Annotated in this window: 1 protein-coding gene; it reads left to right on the top strand. The window is 60.9% G+C overall.

The window, feature by feature from the left end:
- Window positions 1–6: 6 nt before the first annotated feature.
- Window positions 7–340 (top strand): CheR family methyltransferase (locus GZH79_RS18880; RefSeq protein ID WP_349291237.1); only part of this gene is annotated, 334 nt, incomplete at its 3' end.

Genomic DNA, 340 nt, shown 5'->3' with positions numbered 1-340 from the left:
TACTTCATCGACGAGGGCACACACTACCGGGTCCGCAAGGAACTGAGGGACGTCGTTCTCTTTGCGTCGCACAGTGTGCTGAAGGAACCTCCTTTCATGCGCCTCGATCTCATCTCCTGTCGTAACCTGATGATCTACTTGGAAAGGTCGCTCCAGGAGCAGCTTCTCACCCTGTTCCACTATGGGCTGAACCCGCACGGTGTCCTGTTTCTCGGGTCGGCGGAAACCGCTGACAGCAGCGATTGCTTCTCGAGCCTCGACCGGCTGGCCCGGATCTACCAGGCGATCCCGCAGACGCGCCGACACATGCCCACGCTTCCCCAGTCCGGCCCGTTCCCCG

It is taken from the genome of Loktanella sp. SALINAS62 (assembly GCF_018263905.1).
GTDB lineage: Bacteria > Pseudomonadota > Alphaproteobacteria > Rhodobacterales > Rhodobacteraceae > Loktanella.
This window is presented reverse-complemented; position numbering and strand designations above follow the sequence as displayed.